The sequence below is a fragment of the Candidatus Sphingomonas phytovorans genome, assembly GCA_029202385.1.
GTDB classification, from domain to species: Bacteria; Pseudomonadota; Alphaproteobacteria; order Sphingomonadales; family Sphingomonadaceae; genus Sphingomonas; species Sphingomonas phytovorans.
Genome location: CP119314.1, coordinates 3,892,174 through 3,909,362 on the forward strand (window position 1 = coordinate 3,892,174; position 17,189 = coordinate 3,909,362).

13 protein-coding genes and 1 tRNA gene are annotated in these 17,189 nt (G+C 66.2%); 7 read left to right on the top strand and 7 right to left on the bottom strand.

Features of this window, described 5'->3' with window-relative positions; all coding sequences use genetic code 11:
• Window positions 1-37: 37 nt before the first annotated feature.
• Entirely contained in the window at window positions 38-928 is an 891-nt protein-coding gene (locus P0Y59_17850; GenBank protein WEJ98788.1) for a LysR substrate-binding domain-containing protein, read from the bottom strand.
• 345 nt (window positions 929-1,273) lie between these two features.
• Between P0Y59_17850 and P0Y59_17855 the strand changes: the two genes are divergently transcribed.
• The gene (locus tag P0Y59_17855; GenBank protein WEJ98789.1) at window positions 1,274-3,568 is read left to right on the top strand and encodes a CDC48 family AAA ATPase; all 2,295 of its coding nucleotides are present in this window, start codon (window positions 1,274-1,276) and stop codon (window positions 3,566-3,568) included.
• A gap of 50 nt (window positions 3,569-3,618) precedes the next feature.
• Here the strand turns inward: P0Y59_17855 and P0Y59_17860 are convergent, their stop codons facing one another.
• Window positions 3,619-4,899 (bottom strand): MFS transporter, encoded by a 1,281-nt coding sequence (locus tag P0Y59_17860; GenBank protein ID WEK02618.1) that lies wholly within the window; start codon window positions 4,897-4,899, stop codon window positions 3,619-3,621.
• A gap of 44 nt (window positions 4,900-4,943) precedes the next feature.
• Window positions 4,944-5,291: an antibiotic biosynthesis monooxygenase gene (locus P0Y59_17865; GenBank protein ID WEJ98790.1), complete on the bottom strand. Its 348-nt coding sequence runs from the start codon at window positions 5,289-5,291 to the stop codon at window positions 4,944-4,946.
• Window positions 5,292-5,428: 137 nt separating this feature from the next.
• Between P0Y59_17865 and P0Y59_17870 the strand changes: the two genes are divergently transcribed.
• Window positions 5,429-6,043: a methyltransferase gene (locus tag P0Y59_17870; GenBank protein ID WEJ98791.1), complete on the top strand. Its 615-nt coding sequence runs from the start codon at window positions 5,429-5,431 to the stop codon at window positions 6,041-6,043.
• A 3-nt stretch (window positions 6,044-6,046) separates the two neighbouring features.
• On the opposite strand, the gene P0Y59_17875 is transcribed toward P0Y59_17870, so the two are convergent.
• Complete coding sequence (locus P0Y59_17875; GenBank protein WEJ98792.1) at window positions 6,047-7,222, bottom strand: phosphatidylserine/phosphatidylglycerophosphate/cardiolipin synthase family protein; 1,176 nt, start codon at window positions 7,220-7,222, stop codon at window positions 6,047-6,049.
• 115 nt (window positions 7,223-7,337) lie between these two features.
• On the opposite strand from P0Y59_17875, the gene rpoZ reads away from it, so the two are divergent.
• On the top strand, window positions 7,338-7,682 hold the full coding sequence (rpoZ, locus tag P0Y59_17880; GenBank protein ID WEJ98793.1) for a DNA-directed RNA polymerase subunit omega: 345 nt from the start codon (window positions 7,338-7,340) through the stop codon (window positions 7,680-7,682).
• Window positions 7,683-7,823: 141 nt separating this feature from the next.
• Here the strand turns inward: rpoZ and P0Y59_17885 are convergent, their stop codons facing one another.
• Both P0Y59_17885 and P0Y59_17890 read right to left on the bottom strand, forming a co-directional pair.
• Entirely contained in the window at window positions 7,824-8,519 is a 696-nt protein-coding gene (locus P0Y59_17885) for an RlmE family RNA methyltransferase (protein ID WEJ98794.1), read from the bottom strand.
• A gap of 10 nt (window positions 8,520-8,529) precedes the next feature.
• Window positions 8,530-9,585 (bottom strand): Ppx/GppA phosphatase family protein, encoded by a 1,056-nt coding sequence (locus P0Y59_17890; GenBank protein WEJ98795.1) that lies wholly within the window; start codon window positions 9,583-9,585, stop codon window positions 8,530-8,532.
• 157 nt (window positions 9,586-9,742) lie between these two features.
• Between P0Y59_17890 and P0Y59_17895 the strand changes: the two genes are divergently transcribed.
• Window positions 9,743-9,816, top strand: a tRNA-Gln gene (locus P0Y59_17895).
• Window positions 9,817-10,003: 187 nt separating this feature from the next.
• Here P0Y59_17895 and P0Y59_17900 read toward each other — a convergent pair.
• Window positions 10,004-10,918, bottom strand: a complete 915-nt coding sequence (locus tag P0Y59_17900; protein ID WEJ98796.1) for a hypothetical protein — start codon at window positions 10,916-10,918, stop codon at window positions 10,004-10,006.
• A 447-nt stretch (window positions 10,919-11,365) separates the two neighbouring features.
• On the opposite strand from P0Y59_17900, the gene P0Y59_17905 reads away from it, so the two are divergent.
• The 3 genes from P0Y59_17905 (at window position 11,366) to P0Y59_17915 (ending at window position 17,171) form a co-directional block, all read left to right on the top strand.
• Window positions 11,366-15,136 carry a GLUG motif-containing protein gene (locus tag P0Y59_17905; protein ID WEJ98797.1) on the top strand — a complete coding sequence of 1,257 codons (3,771 nt, stop codon included), beginning with the start codon at window positions 11,366-11,368 and terminating at the stop codon, window positions 15,134-15,136.
• 27 nt (window positions 15,137-15,163) lie between these two features.
• Window positions 15,164-15,328 carry a hypothetical protein gene (locus tag P0Y59_17910; protein WEJ98798.1) on the top strand — a complete coding sequence of 55 codons (165 nt, stop codon included), beginning with the start codon at window positions 15,164-15,166 and terminating at the stop codon, window positions 15,326-15,328.
• 142 nt (window positions 15,329-15,470) lie between these two features.
• Window positions 15,471-17,171 carry a POTRA domain-containing protein gene (locus P0Y59_17915; GenBank protein WEJ98799.1) on the top strand — a complete coding sequence of 567 codons (1,701 nt, stop codon included), beginning with the start codon at window positions 15,471-15,473 and terminating at the stop codon, window positions 17,169-17,171.
• Window positions 17,172-17,189: the final 18 nt, after the last annotated feature.

Genomic DNA, 17,189 nt, shown 5'->3' on the forward strand with positions numbered 1-17,189 from the left:
AACCCCTCCCCTGAAGGGGAGGGGCTTTTAAGGAGGGTCACACTTCCGGGTCGCCGATCGTTTCGATCAGCCAGTCGTGGAACAATCGCACGGGCCGCTGCGCCAGCGAGCGGGGTCGGCAGGCGAACCAGTAGCTGTACGGGCTCTCCACCGCGATATCGAACAGCTTCACCAGCCGGTCGTCATGCGCGTCCTCGAAATGGCTTTCGTGCATGAAGGCGATGCCGAGCCCCTGCGCCGCCGCCTCGAGCATCAGCGCGCCCGAATCGAAATGGTCGATCGCCAGCGGCTCGAGATCGTCGAGCTTCGCGGCACGGCGCCACGCGGTGAACGTATCGGGCATGTCGCGGTGGACGAGCGCGGTGAGCCCGGCGAGCTGTTCAGGCCGGGTAACCGGATTAGCGCCCTCGACCAGCGCCCGCGCACCGATGACATAGACCGAATTGCGGTCGAGCCGCTTGCCGTACAGGGCCGGATCGATCTCCCGCGCGAGCGCGATCACCGCATCGAGGCCGTCGCCCAGCCGGGCAAGGCCATGCGCGGCCGTGTCGATGTCGAGATGCAGTTCCGGATGCTTCGCGCGCAGCTCGGCCAGGCGCGGGAACAGGCGCTGCGACGCGAACAGCGGCAGGATGCCGAGCCGAAGCCGCAGCACGTCGGTGCCGCTGGTCATCATCTCGACCGCATCGGACAGACTGTCCAGCGCTGGCGCGATCTGCTGGAGCAGGCGTTCGCCATCGGCATTCAGCACCACCGCCTGGTGGCGGCGATCGAACAAGGGCTTGCCGATGAAGCGCTCGAGCGCCTGGATCCGGCGGCTGAGCGCTGGCGGCGACAGCGCAAGCTCCTGCGACGCGGCCTTGATCGAGCCGAGGCGCGCAACCTGGACGAACGCCTCGATCGCGGTCAGAGGCGGCAATCTGCGCATGGTGTCAGCGTTCCCTTCACACGCGCATTGTGCGCTGCATCATATACCCTGCGTTCCAAATCTATCATCGTCCCTCGCAGGATTGCCAGCAATGATTGCATCGAACGCAATTGCATAGACTCGTTTCGCACTTGCAGCATAATCCGCTGCGCCGCATATAGGCGAGGCCTTTCAGGCATCCTCTCCTAAAACTTTCAAGGCCGGCCCTTTGGGGCTGGCCCTTTTTTTGCCTGCTTCCAGTGGCTTACCTGAAGCAGGCAACCCTCCCCTCTATCTGCCCCTCGTATCTTCGGAACCACCATCCTATCTCGCGCGCTCAACATTGCGTTCTCGAGGGGATCTCACATGGCCGATGGCGAAGCGCCGATTCGGAAATTGCAGGTGGCGAATGCCCGGCCCGAAGACAGCGGCCGCGGGCTGGCGCATGTCCCGCGCGCGTTGATGGCGGCGCTTGGCATCGGCGAAGGCGATGTGATCGAGATCGTCGGCAAGTCGACCACCCCGGCGCGCGCGGTCGCGCCCTATGCCGAGGACGAGGGGCTTGAGATCATCCGGATCGATGGCCTGCAGCGCGCCAATGCCGGCGCCGGCTCGGGCGATTTCGTCGAGGTGCGCAAGGTCGAATCCAAGCCGGCGACCCGAATCGTCTTCGCCCCCGCACAGCAGAATCTTCGGCTCGAAGGGTCGTCCAACGCGCTGAAGCGCACCTTTTTCGGCCGGCCGGTCACCCAGGGCGACGTGGTCGCGACCGCCGGGCAGCAGCGCGTCGACAACATGCCCCCGGGCGTTCAGCAATTCCTCCGCGCGCCGGCCTATGCGCTGCAGGAGATCCGGCTCGCGGTGATCGCAACCTCGCCCAAGGGCGTCGTCCATGTCGACGAGAATACCGAGATCGAGCTTCGCCCAGAATATGAGGAGCCGAAGGAGGCCCGCCGCGCCGACGTCACCTATGACGATATCGGCGGCATGGGACAGACGATCGACCAGCTCCGCGAGATGGTGGAGCTGCCGCTGCGCTACCCCGAGCTGTTCCAGCGGCTGGGCGTCGATCCGCCCAAGGGCGTGCTGCTCCATGGGCCGCCCGGCACCGGCAAGACCCGCCTTGCCCGCGCCGTCGCCAATGAAAGCGCGGCCGAGTTCTTCCTGATCAACGGCCCGGAGATCATGGGATCGGCCTATGGCGAATCCGAGGGCAAGCTGCGCCAGGTGTTCGAGGAGGCGGCCAAGAACGCACCCTCCATCGTGTTCATCGACGAGATCGATTCGATCGCACCAAAGCGCGGGCAGGTCTCCGGCGAGGCAGAGAAGCGCCTCGTCGCGCAGCTGCTGACGCTGATGGACGGACTGGAAGCGCGCGCCAATGTCGTGGTGATCGCCGCGACCAATCGGCCCGAGGCGATCGACGAGGCGCTGCGGCGTCCCGGCCGGTTCGACCGCGAGATCGTCGTCGGCGTGCCCGACGAGCGCGGCCGGCGCGAGATCCTTGGCATCCACACCCGCGGCATGCCGCTTGGCCACAAGGTCGACCTGAACGAGCTGGCGCGGACCACCTATGGGTTCGTCGGCGCCGATCTGGCGGCGCTGGCCCGCGAGGCGGCGATCGAGGCGGTGCGCAAGATCATGCCGCGCCTCAACCTCGCCGAGGGCACCATCCCGCCCGAAGTGCTCGATACGCTGGCGGTGACGCGCGAGGACTTCCTCGATGCGCTGAAACGCGTCCAGCCAAGCGCGATGCGCGAGGTGATGGTCGAAGCGCCGCGCGTGCGCTGGGAAGATGTCGGCGGGCTCGACAAGGCCCAGTCGCGCCTCAAGGAGGGCGTCGAGCTGCCGCTGAAGGACCCGGACGCGTTCCGCCGGCTCGGCATCCGTCCGGCTAAGGGCTTCCTGCTCTATGGCCCGCCCGGCACCGGCAAGACCTTGCTAGCCAAGGCAGTCGCGCGCGAGGCCGAGGCGAACTTCATCGCCACCAAATCGTCCGACCTGCTGAGCAAATGGTATGGCGAATCCGAGCAGCAGATCGCCCGGCTGTTCGCCCGCGCGCGGCAGGTGGCACCGTGCGTGATCTTCATCGACGAGCTCGATTCGCTGGTGCCCGCCCGCGGCGGCGGCCTGGGCGAGCCCCAGGTCACCGAACGCGTGGTCAACACCATCCTGGCCGAGATGGACGGGCTGGAGGAACTCCAGTCGGTCGTGGTGATCGGCGCGACCAACCGCCCCAACCTGATCGACCCGGCCCTGTTGCGGCCGGGCCGCTTCGACGAGCTGGTCTATGTCGGCGTGCCCGACAAGGCCGGGCGGCGGCGCATCCTGGCGATCCAGACCGGCAGGATGCCGCTCGCCGACGATGTCGATCTGGATGAGATGGCCAGCCGGACCGAACGCTTCACCGGTGCCGACCTGGAGGATTTAGTCCGCCGGGCGGGTCTGGTCGCGCTGCGTCAATCCCTGTCGGTCGCCGAGGTGACCATGGCGCATTTCGAGGAAGCGCTGGAGGATTCCCGCGCCTCGGTGACGCCGGACATGGAGCGCGAATATGAGCAGATGGCGGCGCGGCTGAAGCAGGAAGCATCGGCCATCCAGCCGATCGGCTTCATCTCCCCCGGCCAGCTCCGTCCGCACGGGCCGAAGGGAGCCGACTGAAGGCCAATCCAAGCATTGCCCGGGTCGAACTCAGCCGTTCGCGTCGATGGTTATTCGGGACGAACGGGCACGGAGGGCGGATCGAGTCTCGACCCGGCCGAATCCCGCAACGCGACCCAGCAATAGCCGAACAGGAGAATGAGCGCCGCACCTGCTGTCAGATAGGGCAGCGCGTGCTGCGCTTCGTACAGGCCGACCCCGATCGATGGCCCGAGCACGAAAGACGCGCCGTTGATCGAGGTCACCTTGCCCGCGACCGAGCCCTGCGCCGCATGGCCGACGGCGAGCGACGAACCTGCGGTGAAGCCGGGCCGGGTAAAGCCGAAGCCGATCGAGGCAAGCGCATAAGCGGTCGCGATGCCATAGAGCGAGGTCGCGAGTCCGGTCAGCGCGCAGCCCGCCGCGCCGACGACAAGGCCGACCAGGATCAGCTGGCGCGGACGCATGTCGAGCAGCGGGATGATGCCCCATTGGACCAGCAATGCGGCGCCGGCGCCCATCATCAGCACGATCCCGGTCGGCTGGAGCGCGTCGGCCGGCGCGAGGTGAAGCCGGTCGATCACGAGGAAACCGACCGCCTGGCTGGTCATCGCCTGGGCGTGGCCCATCACCAGTCCGGCGACCATCCAGGCGCGGACGCGCGGATCGAAATAGCCGACTCGCTCGCTGTTCGGCTCGATCGCCGCGGTGATGCTCGCGCCTGAACTCTGCCCGCCGATCGAGGGATAGGCATTGGCCGCGCCGTGCGTGCCCGGTTGCGGCGTCCGGTCATTGGGCAGGCGCTTGAGCACCGCGACATAGATGCCGGTCGCGAACAGCGCGAAGATGAAGGCGGGGCCGGACAGGCCGATCTCCACCGCGCCGATGCTGCCGAGGATCAGGAACGGCGCGATCGCTGGCCCGAGGATCGTGCCGAGCCCGAAGGCCGAGCCGAGCAGGGTGAGCGCCCGGGTCCGTTCCTCGCGGCTGGTGCGCCCGGCGACCAGCGCCTGGACCGCCGGCGGCGCGGCGGACCCGAATGTTCCATAAATCAGCCGGCCGCCGATGAAGCAGATGAACGCCGCGGTGCCGCTGATCCAGCCATTGATCCCCGCGGCGAGAAAGATGCCGCAGAGCAGCAGCGACACGCAGAAGCCGCCGACGCCGAGCAGGATCATCGCGCGCCGGCCATGCCGGTCCGAGCGGTTGGCCCAATAGGGCGCCGCGATCACCCAGAGCAGGGCCGATACCGAGAATGCCGCCGCAACGGCGCTGTCGGGGACTTTCAACGATCGGCCGAGGGCGGGCAGCACCGATTGCAGCGCGGTGTTGCCGGCGGCGATCGTGAGCATCACCAGGAACAGCAACGCGAAATCGCGGTTGACCGCGGGCGTCTTCAAGCCCGGTCCCTGGCCTTTTCCCCGGCCCTTTCCCAGGCGTAGGAGCGCTGCGCCGCGCAGACGATCACTTCATAGCTCTCATACCAGCGCGCACGCCCGGTATCGCGGATCACCTTGTGCTCGGGATGGTCGCGCCAGGCGAGCGCCGCAGCCTCGTCGGCCCAGAAGCTGAGCGTGATGCCGAGCCCGTCGGGCCCGCGCGTGCTTTCGATTCCGCGATAGCCCGGCTGGGTCGCGGCGAGCGAATCCATCGCCCCGGCCGCCTCGGCATAGCCGGCATCGTCCGCGACAGTCCGGCGCGAAAGGAAGATCACCACGATCTGGCCAGTCCGGTCGTCGCGCATGCGCCTCGCTTAAACGCTTCGGGTCCATGCGCAACCCCGAACGGGACGCATGCGGGACAGGGCGCGGACCCTAAGACTTGAATGTTCGTTACAGGATTGCGACAGATATCCGTGAATCACGAAAACAAGGATCGCCAGTGACCGTTTCAACCACTGCCGCGCGACGCCAGCGCAGGGCCGCCGCCGGAGTGTCCTCACCCTGGGCCATGTTTTTGAAAGGGTTCATGAAACATCCGGTGATGGTGGGATCGATCGTCCCCTCCTCGGGCAAGCTGATCCGCAAGATGCTTGGGCCGGTGGACTGGAAGAACACCAGATTGTTCGTCGAATACGGCCCCGGCGTCGGCACCTTCTGCCCGCATGTGCTTGAACGGCTCGCCCCGGACGCGACCTATCTCGCGATCGACACTAACCCCGATTTCATCCGCTATCTGCGCCACGAGATCACCGACCCCCGCTTCCTGGCGGTCGGCGGATCGGCGGCCGACGTGCGCCAGATCATCGAGGATCACGGTTTCGACCATGCCGACTATGTGCTGTCGGGGTTGCCCTTCTCGACGCTTCCCGCCGGCGTCGGCGACGCGATCGGCCAGGCGACCGCCGACGTGCTCCGGCCGGGCGGCGCCTTCCTGGTCTATCAGTTCTCGCCCAAGTGCCGCGACTTCATCGAGCCCTATATCCCGAAGGTCGACCACGACATGGAATGGTGGAATGTACCGCCGGCCCAGCTCTACTGGGCCTGGAAGGAATAAAGATCAGGGCCTGCGGAGCCGTCGGCGCGGCCCGAAATTGAGCCCCTTCGTCACATTATAGTCGAGCACGGTCATCACGAAGAAGGCCACCGCCTGCTTCGTGCGGACCCACCAGTTGGTGCGGGCCTTGTACAGCGCCGTGGTGATCCGTTCCGACTGGGCGACCTCCCCGTCGACATAGGCGCGGACATGGGCGGCGAAGACCTTGTCGTCGATTCGCAGCATCATCTCGAGGTTGAGGAACAGGCTGCGGATGTCGTAATTGGCCGAGCCGATATAGACCACGTCGTCGATCACGAAGAGCTTCGTATGGAGCTTGGTCGGCTGATATTCGTAGATTTCGACCCGCTTGCGCAGCAGCCCGGCATAGGTGAAGCGCGACGCCCAGATCGCAGCCCCATGATCGTTCTTCGACGGCAGCACGATTCGCACCCGGCCCCGCATGCCCGCGCGGTCGAGCCGCTTGAGCATGCCGGGGCTTGGCGCGAAATACCCCGCGATGATGTCGATCGCCTGGGCGCTTTCCAGATCCCGCTTCACTGCCCGCGCCCAGGGCGACAGCCGCCGTGTCGGTCCGCCGAACAGCCAGCGCGTCCTGCCCTCTGGCTCGCTCCATGTGCCGAGCGCGCGGCGGAGCGAGCGTAGCGGCGCCCTGGGTTGCTTCGACCAGCGCGACAGCGCATCGAAATAGCCGGCGATATGCTCCGCGGCGGGGCCTTCCACCAGGAGCCCGAGATCGCGCCATGCCTGTTCGGCCGGCGTGCCGAAATAGCTGTCCTGCACGTTGAAGCCGCCGATGATCGCGCGTGCCTCGTCCGCCAGCGCGAGCTTCTGATGGTTGCGCAACAAATAGCGGCGGCCCCAGCGCGGCACGAAGCGGCAGACATCGACCCCGGCCCGGCGCAGCGGCTCGAAGAAATGATTCTGCTCGGCATGCTCGCTACCCAGCCCGTCGACCACCAGCGACACGGCGACACCCCGCGCCGCCGCATCGAGCATCGCCTGCCGCACCCGCGCGCCAGCGTCGTCGTCGACATAGATGTAATAGATGATCCGAAGCGTGCGCCTGGCCCCGGCGATCAGGGCGATCAGCGCCTCGAGCCGGCGCGGCCCGGTATCCAGCATGGTGAGCGTGTTGCCGTCGACGGTGAAGCTCGGCTGGACGGCAGGTTCGGTCATCTTGCAGATGTGGCCGCGCATCGGGACGGGGGCAAGCCGGATTCCTTGACTCTTGGCGGTGCGGGCCCTAGATCGCCGGTCTTCATTCTATCGTTGTTTGCGAAGGAAGCCATTCATGGCGCGCGTCACTGTCGAGGATTGCGTCGACAAGATTCCCAACCGGTTCGATCTGGTGCTGTTCGCGGCCCAGCGTGCGCGGCAGATTTCCGGCGGCGCCGACCTGACGATCGACCGCGATCGCGACAAGAACCCGGTCGTCGCCTTGCGCGAGATCGCCGAAGAGACGGTGCGTCCGAATCACCTGGAGGAAGCAGTCGTTTCCGGCCTTCAGCGGGTCCAGGTCGACGACGAGGACACGCCCGACGAGATCGGCAGCCTGGCAGCATCGGCGGAGGCGCTTCGCCTCACCGCCGCCGCGCCGCCGCGCAACCAGAATCTGGGCGGCGACTACGAGGGCTGAGCCCCGCAGTCTTTACCGATATGAAGAGCCCGCGGAGCGATCCGCGGGCTTTTTCATGCTTGTTGATGCTCCCGCCCGGCCGGGTGATCCCGCCGTCACCCTGGCCCTCTCGACAGGACCGAGACGTCGCGAGGTGACGTCCTACTGATCCACAGGCTCCTGAGGCACCGCTTCACGCCGGCCCTTGAAGCCCTGCGCCACGACATACCATTCGGACGAGCCCTTGCGGCTGGCGGGCGGCTTGGCGTGCTTCACCGTCCTGAAGTTGCGCTTCAGCTCGGTGACCAGTGATGCATCGGCGCCGCCGGCGAACACCTTGCCGATAAAGGCGCCACCCGGCTCGAGCACGTCGATCGCGAAAGCAAGGCCCGCCTCGACCAGCGCCATCGTCCTGAGCGCGTCGGTCTGGGGATGCCCCACCGTGTTGGCCGCCATGTCCGACAGCACCAGGTCGGGCGCACCGCCCAGGGCCTCGGTGAGCGCCGCGGGCGCTGCATCGTCCATGAAATCCATCTGGAAGATGGTCACATCGTCGATCGGATCGACCGGCAGCAGATCGATCCCGACGATCGCGATCTTGGGCGAGCGCCGCCGCACCACCTGGCTCCAGCCGCCGGGCGCGATGCCGAGATCGACCACGCGCTTCACCCCCCGGAGGAAGCCGAAGCGCTCGTCGAGCTCGATCAGCTTGTAGGCGGCGCGGCTGCGATAGCCCTCCGCCTTGGCACGCTTCACGTACGGATCGTTGAGCTGGCGATCGAGCCAGCGCGTCGATTGCGCGGTGCGCCGCCGCGCCGTCTTGACGCGGACTCGAAGCCCGCCGCCGTCCTTGCTCACAATGTCACCTTCATAGCGCCTTCCCACCGATCAGCCGGCGCAAAATGCCTTCGCGGATACCGCGATCGGCCACGCCCAGCCGTTCGGCGGGCCACAGATCGAGGATCGTCTCTAGGATCGCACAACCGGCAACGACCAGATCGGCGCGCTCGTTGCCGATACAGGGCAGGGTCGCGCGTTCGGCCAGGCTCATCCGCGACAGGTCGGCGCTGATCCGCCGCATCGAGGCAGCCGGCACGATCAGCCCGTCGACCGCCGAGCGATCATAATGCGACAGGCCGAGATGCACGCTGGCAAGCGTCGTCACCGTGCCGCTGGTGCCGAGCAGCCGCGGTCGTTCCATGCCGCGCGGCAAGCGCCCGGCAAAGCCGGCGAAGCTGTCCGCGACGAGGCTGCGCATCGCCGCGTAGGCGGCGGCAAGCCCGTCCGGCCCAGTCCCGCCACCAGCGAACTCGGTAAGCGACACCACGCCCCAGGGCGCGCTGTGCCAGTCGAGCACGACCGGTACCTTGGGTCGCGTATCGACCAGCACCAGCTCGGTCGAGCCGCCGCCGATGTCGAACACCAGCGCCGGGTCCTCGCCCGGCTCGATCAGCGCGTGGCATCCGAGCACGGCGAGCCGCGCCTCCTCCTCCGCCGAGATGATGTCGAGATGGATGCCCGTTTCGTCATAGGCGCGCGCGATGAATTCAGGCCCGTTGCTGGCGCGGCGGCACGCCTCGGTCGCGACCGAACGCGACAGGGCGACGTTGCGACGCTTGAGCTTGTCGGCACAGACCTTCAGCGCGGCCAGGGTACGATCGATCGCCGCGTCGCTGAGCCTTCCGGTCGCGGCGAGCCCTTCGCCCAGCCGGACGATTCGCGAAAAGGCGTCGACCACCGCGAAGCCGTTGCCCTGCGGCCGCGCGATGAGCAGGCGGCAATTGTTGGTGCCGAGGTCAAGCGCCGCGAAATGGCGCGCCTCCGGCCAACGCGCGCGTCCCGCCCCGGTGACCTTGCCGGGGATCGGCGCCGAACGGGCAGGTCTTTCCTGCCGGTACGGCATCTTGGGCGAATGATCCCCCATGCCGTGTGTACTCGCTTTTATGTTCTGCCGTCGCGGCGACCGGAAAGGCCGCCGTTCGGTGCTTGAAGCAAAGGGTAGCGCAGGCAGTGCCGTGCGGCAAGCAGCGCGCGGCGTTGGTTGACAGCCCCGGCCTCGCCCCCTAGATCGCCCCCCACGTTGCCCCGTCGTCTAATGGTAAGACTACGGACTCTGACTCCGTCTATTGAGGTTCGAATCCTCACGGGGCATCCATCTCCACCAGCCATCCATGAGAAGTAGCCGGATAATTTTCCGGACGGCGGAATGCATTCCCGCATCATTCCCCATCCCGTCACGAGTCTCGATGATCGGGCGGCGCAGGCGCTGGCATGCGAGGCGTACCGCCCTTCCAGCAAGCCTTCGGGTATTTACACCGCGCTCCCGTTTTTCCCCATCGGGTTCACGCGCTCTTTTGCGCGGACTCCTGGAGTGCGAGGGCCATGCCGTGGACGATATCAACGCCCGCCACTGATTCGGCCACCCAACGCTGAACCGAGTCCCAAAGCTCGTCCCGCACTTCGATGAAGAGGCCCGGTGGATCGCTCGATCGCAGCCAGCCCCGGTCGGCGGCGCCTTGCAGCACGTTGCGCGCATGCGTGCGCGATACGCCGCCGAGCGCCGCCGCGCGAGTATAGAAGCCCGGTCCGGTGCGATGGTCCGGCGCGTCGCGCACCTCCTGAATCAGCACCATCAACAGGCGCGTGCCGACGCTTTCGCGGATGAAATAGTCGGCAGGCGGGTTGCCGCCGACGATGCGGTCGGCAATCTCGAGCGTGGTGAGCGAGGCGGTGCGATAGGCGCGCTGATAGACCGGGTCCTGCCGCATCGCGCCGTGATAGTCGCCGTCGGGATAAAGCAGGGCGAGCGGTGCGTGGAACACCTGAAGCCATTCGCGATCCGCGGCGAGCATCTTCTCGGTCGGCTGCAGGATGCGGACCCGCGCATCGAGCGGTGAGCGGCGCGTGGTCAGGAAGTCTTCATCCCGCAGGCTGGTGACGAAGTCGGTGATACCGCGCCCCGGTTCGATGCACAGACGCGGCAACAAGGCGTTAAGTCGTTTCATGGTCAGCCAGGTTTCCGGCCGGTCGCTTCGCTCCCCCGCGGCGAGGCAGACGATCAACATGAAGGTCACGCCGCGATCATATTCGATCAATGACCGCAGCCGGTGATCATGGCCGAACAATGACACGAGCCCGTCGACGAGGCAGGCCACAGCCTCCGAGAAGCGCGGATGTGCGCGCAGTGTCTCCGGGGTGTGGAAAGAAGGAATGGCGACAGCCGGGTCGATCGACTGCTCGATTGGCGATGTCTTCAAGCTGCTGACCTCCTACGAGCCGTGCCGCACGGCGAGAGACCGGGCTGCCCTGTTACGTGAATCTCCCGCGATCATCGGATCGCGCGGATGCCAACACAACCAAAATGGTTGAATAATATCACGGATTCGTTTCGCCAGGCCCGCCACGTGCGACCGATGAGTGTCACGCAGGTCATGTGGAGGGGTGACGGAGGCACTCGATCAGGACGGCCGCTGGATGGCCAGGGATGTCTTCTCCGGGATCGTTCCCCACGGAAATGCGCACAACGCCCGGTTTTTTCCTCCACATCGGAAGGGCCATCGCGGACGCTGCTCAACCCGCCATGATCCGGTCGGATCAGCCGCGCCGGAATAGTCCGCTTGTGTTCCGTTGAGTGGCGCCGAGGTTAGAATAGTTAAGGCTCCCCTAAGGTCCAGGCATGCGCCCGGCTTTCCGGTGGGGGATTCATGCAGCGTCATTCCTTGGTCCGCTCGGCTGGACGTAGCCGCGCGCTCGCGACAAGCATTCTGGTGCGTGCGGCCATCTGCGCGTGCGTAAACGGCGTGGGCGCAACGGGTGCGCAGGCACAGACGGCGCTGCCCGCGGGCGGGGTCGTGGCGTCGGGCACCGCGACGATCGCGACCGCCCCCGACAGCGTCACGATAACGCAAACGACGGCGCGCGCGATCGTCAACTGGAACAGTTTCAACGTCGCGTCAGGCAACAGCGTGGTGTTCCACCAGCCCGATGCGGGCAGCGCGACCCTGAACCGAGTGACAGGTACGATGGGATCGGAAATCTCCGGGCAGGTTCGCGCCAACGGTTCGGTCTATCTCGTCAATCCTAACGGCATCGCAATCACCTCGACCGGCAACGTCAGTACCGGTGGTGGCTTCGTCGCCTCGACGCTGGCGATCAGCGATGCCGACTTCGAGGCCGGGCGCCTGAACTTCACTGGATCCGGCGCATCGGCCCGCGTGGCGAACGGCGGAACGATCGATGCGGGGCAGGGAAGCTATGTCGCGCTGCTTGGCGGATCGGTCGGCAATAGCGGAACGATCAGCGTGGCCTATGGCCGTGTCGGCCTTGCCTCCGGCGAAAGCATCACGCTCGATCTCAACGGCGACGGCTTCATGCAGGTCGCGGTGCCGACCACCGCCGTCGGCAGCACCGCCTTGATCGACATGGCGGGCACGATCAACGCCAGCGGCGGCATTGTCGAGCTCAGGGCGGCGACGGTGCGCGATGCGGTTCGCAACGTGATCAACCTGACCGGGGACATCAATGCCGATAGCGCGATCGGCAACGGGGGCACGATCATCCTGCATGGCGGCGACGGTGGATCAGTCAATTTCGCCGGCACACTTTCGGCGCGCGCCACCGGGACGACGGGTGATGGCGGCTTCATCGAGACGTCGGGCGCGAACATTTTCTTCACCGGCCTGCGCGTCGATACCTCGGCGGCCGGCGGCATGACCGGCACCTGGCTGATCGACCCGGTCGACCTGACCGTCGATGCGGGCGCCGCCGCGACGATCAGCGCCAATCTCGCCAGCAACAACGTCACGCTCGAAACCACTGGCAGCAGCGCGGCCGGCGCGGGCAATCAGACACCCGGCGCGGGCGACATCACGATCGACAGCGCCGTCACCTGGACCAGCACCAACAGCTTCACGCTACGCGCCTATAACAATATCAACATCAACGCCGCGATCACCGGCACCAATGGCGGGCTGGCGCTCAGTGCCGGCAACGCCTCTCCCCGCATGGGCCTGATCAACGCGACCGGCGCGGTCGATGTCGGGCTGTTCAATCTCCTCAATGGCGGCTGGTCGCAGAACAGCGCGGCGCTGCCATTCTTCCACGCGACCGATTTCCGCTTCAGCTTCGCCAATGCCAGTTTCCGGCGCGTGACCGGCGGTGATGGCACCACGAACACGCCATTCACCATCGAGGACGTCTATGGCCTGCAGGGGATCGCCTCGGCGAACCAGCTCGCGCGCCAGTTCGTGCTGACCGCCGACATCGACGCCAGCGGCACGGCGCTGTGGAACAATGGCGCCGGTTTCGATCCCATTGCGCTTTCCGCACCGGTCTATTTTACCGGCGCCTTTGACGGCAGGTCCCACGTCATCTCGGGCCTGACGATCAACCGCCCGACGAGCGATTATGTCGGTCTGTTCAGCGGCATCGACAGTTCGGCCACGATCAGCAATCTTACCCTGACCGGCCTGAATATCGCCGGTCGGAGCCTGACTGCCGGCCTGACGGGCTATATGGGGTCGACCAACAACCGGATCACCAACGTGCACGTCGCCGGCACCGTTGCCGGCGTGGGCAGCACCGCCGGCAATATCGGTGGCCTCGTGGGCCAGCAGCTCCGCGGTACAACCAGCAATTCGTCCTCCGCCGTTAATGTATCCGGCGTCGCGCGGGTCGGCAGCCTGATCGGAACGGTCACCGGCACGGTGACAAATTCCTGGGCCAGCGGCACTGCCAGGGCGACCGGATCGGGTGGCGGCGCCTTTGTCGGCGGCCTGATCGGCGAATTGACGGGTGGTACCGTCAGCAATTCCTACGCCACCGGCACGGCGACACTCGCCAGCACTGGTAACAACGGCAGCGCGGGCGGACTGGTCGGGAACGTCGCGTCGAACAGCCTTGTCAATAATTCCTACGCCACCGGCCGTGTGTCGAGCAATTCGATCAACGGCAATGTCGGTGCTGGCGGGCTGGTCGGCACGCTCAACGCGAGCCGCATCCAGAACGCCTATGCGACTGGCGCCGTCGCCGGAGGCCAGAATGTCGGCGGTCTGGTCGGTAACGTGATCGGCGCGTCCAGTTCGATCAACGGCGCCTATGCCGCTGGCGAAGTATCGACATCGATGGTGGGCTACCAGGTCGGCGGCGTGGTCGCCCGGCTGGTCGCCGGCTCGGTCGCCAATGCCTACTGGGACAACTATTCGACGCGGCAAAACAACGCCTTCACCACAGCCACCGGCACCGCGAGCAACGTGTCCGCGATCACTTCAGATCCGAACCAGTCGGGCGCGGCGAACTATGCCTACAAGGCAGGCGCCTATGCCAATCTTGCGGCGGCGGCCGGTATCGGCACCGCGACCCCGACCGGCTTCGTGTTCCTGGCGGGCAATTCGACGCGGCCGTTCCTTGCCTTCGAAGTGCCGACCAGCTTCACCACGACAACGGATGCCGGCGGGCGTCTGCTGATCTCCAACAGCCACCAGTTGCAGTTGATCGGCTATGATCAGGCGCGCCTGTCGGGCAGCTACAGCCTGGCCGGCACTATCGACCTGGCTGAAACCGGTGCGGTCGTCGCGGGGACCCCGGGCTCCTATTCGGGCATGTGGTCCAGCGCCGGCTTCGTGCCGATCGGTACCGATGGCCTCGGCAATGTCTGGAACGGCACCGGCCATGCCCTGCTCGCGAGCATCGCCAGCGGCACCTACGGCTTCACCGGTACGCTCGACGGCAACGGCTTCACGTTGTCCAACCTGCGCATCAACCGTTCCTCGATCAAGAATGTCGGGCTGTTCGGCCTGTCTTCGGGCACGCTGAGCAATCTCAATGTGAGCGGCAGCGTCAGCGGCCTGAACGGCGTCGGCGGGCTGGTCGGGATGCTCTATAATGGCGGCAGCGTCAGCGGGAGCAATAGCGCGGTCAACGTCACTGGCAACAATCTGGTCGGCGGCCTGGTCGGCAACCAGAATGACGGATCGAGCATCACCCGAAGCAGCGCCAGCGGCACGGTCAGCGGCGTCAACAATGTCGGCGGACTGGTCGGCTATGCTTCGGGCGCGACGATCACGCGGTCGTTCGCGACCGGCACCGTGGCGGGCACCAACTATGTCGGCGGGCTGATCGGCTATCAGTATAATTCGACCACTGCCAACAGCTATACCACCGGTCAGGTCGGTGCATCGACCAATACCGCGGGCGGGCTGATCGGCTATCTCTATGGCGGCAGCCTGACCAATAGCTATTCGACCGGGCTGGTGATCGGCCCGCGAGGCGCAGGTGGACTGATCGGGCAGGGGACGAACGGCGCAACCGTCACGAGTTCCTACTGGAGTATCCTGACCAGCGGGCAGGCGACCAGTGCCGGAGGCACCGGCCTGACCACGACGCAGATGCAGTCCCCCCTCAGCTATGCCGGGTGGGACTTTGTCACGATCTGGAATGCTCCCGTCGCTAGCGCCCCTCCGGCACTCCGCCCCTGACCCCCCTCCTTTCGCGAGACCGAAACGATGACCGTCCACGACAATCACCACATCCCCGACGCAGCACCGGCGCCCAGGCGGCCCTGGACGACGCCCAGGCTCGAAACGCTCGGCAGCATGAACGACACCATGCTGGATGCCACCCAGCCACCCAATGACGGATCGGCATCGCCCAGCCTCCACGCTTCCTGAACCATACGCCACCCTTCGTGAATGAAGACGATCGCGATCGATACCGTGGCGGGAAGCGTGTTTCAGCGCTTGGGACAACGGCTTGATCCGTCGTCGCGGGCATAGGAGCGCCGGTGGCGGAGGGGGAGGGGGAGTTTCGCTAGTGCGGCGCACGCGTCTCATCCTGTCGGCCGCGGGTATCGCAGGCTTTGTCACCGCATGTCCGGCACTGTCGCAATCGACCGCGCCGAGTTCGATCACCCCACCGACCCTGAAGCCGCCACCGCCTGTCAACGACAATGCGACCATCATCCAACAGACCGAAGGGCTGACCGCCCCGAAGGGTGCCGAAGGCCTGACCGTGCTGATTGAAGGTATCGATGCCGAGGGCAGCTTTGCCGATGTAGCGCGGGAAACGGAGGCGATCGTCGCTCAGGTCGTCGGCCGTCAAGTAACGCTGGCTCGACTCTATGCCGTGGCGTCGGCCATTGAGGCGGCACATGCCCGGGCTGGCTATGTGCTGGCGCGCGTCGCAGTGCCGCCCCAGCAGATCACCAATGGCGGGCGCTTCCGTATCCTCGTGATCGACGGTTTCATCGAGAGTATCGATGTCTCCGCCGTGCCCGAGCGGGTCCGCCATAGCGTCGCGGCGCGGGCGGCGGCGCTGACCGGGCGACGCCACCTGAAGATCGGCGAGATCGAGCGCCCCCTGCTGCTGGCAGGCGAGACACCCGGCCTGACACTGACATCGACGCTGACGCGCGGCCTGGAACAGGGCGGCACCCGATTGCTGCTAAGCGGACGGCAAAGGATCACTTCGGGCAGCCTGTCAGTGGAGAACGGGTTTGCGCCTGCGTTGGGCCGGTTTGGCGTGACGGCCCAGGCGTCCCTCAATTCGGTCTTCGGGCTTGGCGAGCAGATCTACGGCTTCGCGGTTGGCGGATACGACCTGCCCGGGAATTTCTATGGGGACGCCCCGGTTCGCGTGCTGGGCGGTGGCATCAATCTCGCGCCCGGCGAAGCGCGTTTCTCGATCAATCCGGAAGTCACCTTTTCGCGCACCCAGCCGCGGACCCGGCCGGGCGTGCCGACAACGCGGGGCAATCTGCGTCGCCTGTCGCTGCGCGGCGGCTTCGTGGTCGAGAAGTCGCGCCGGCAAAATCTTTCACTGAGCGGCGCGATCGAACAGATTCGGGAATCGAATGACGCGATCGAGTTCGGCGCTCGCCTAAGTCTCGATCGCTTCATGGTCGGCCGGCTGGGCGCGACCTATTCAGCGGCCCTGTCCGGTGGCGGGAGGGTGGCGGCGTCGGTGCAGGTCAGCCAAGGGCTCGGGGGACTCGATAGCGATGCCTTGCCGGCCGGCGTGCTTCCCTCGCGACAGGGCGCGGCGACCGATTTCACCAAAGCGACACTGGCATACCGCCTCGCCATGCCCATCGGTGCCGGATTCGAATTCAGCCTTGCGGCCACGGGGCAGACATCGTTCGGCCGGCCGCTGTTCCGATCGGAACAGACGGCGCTTGAGGGAAACGATGGGCTGTCCGCCTATGTCGGCGGCGAAACGGCTGTCGATGCGGGGATCGTCACGCGGGCACAACTTGCGCGGCATTTCGCATTCGGCCGACGCAAATGGTTGCGACTATCGCCCTTTCTGTTCGGCGCTGCCGGCAAAGGCTGGATCGAGCGAGCGACGGCGGTCGAACGCCCAGACCTTACCGCAGTCAATCTGGGCGCTGGCCTCCGTGGCGCGATTCCCAAAACCGGACTGGGATTCTCGCTGGAATATGCGCGGGGTGTTTCTGCGGTGAAGCAGTTCAATGATGTGGATCGGGTCGCGATATCCGCTTCGACGGTTTTTTGAGCGACATGCTTCGCCAGC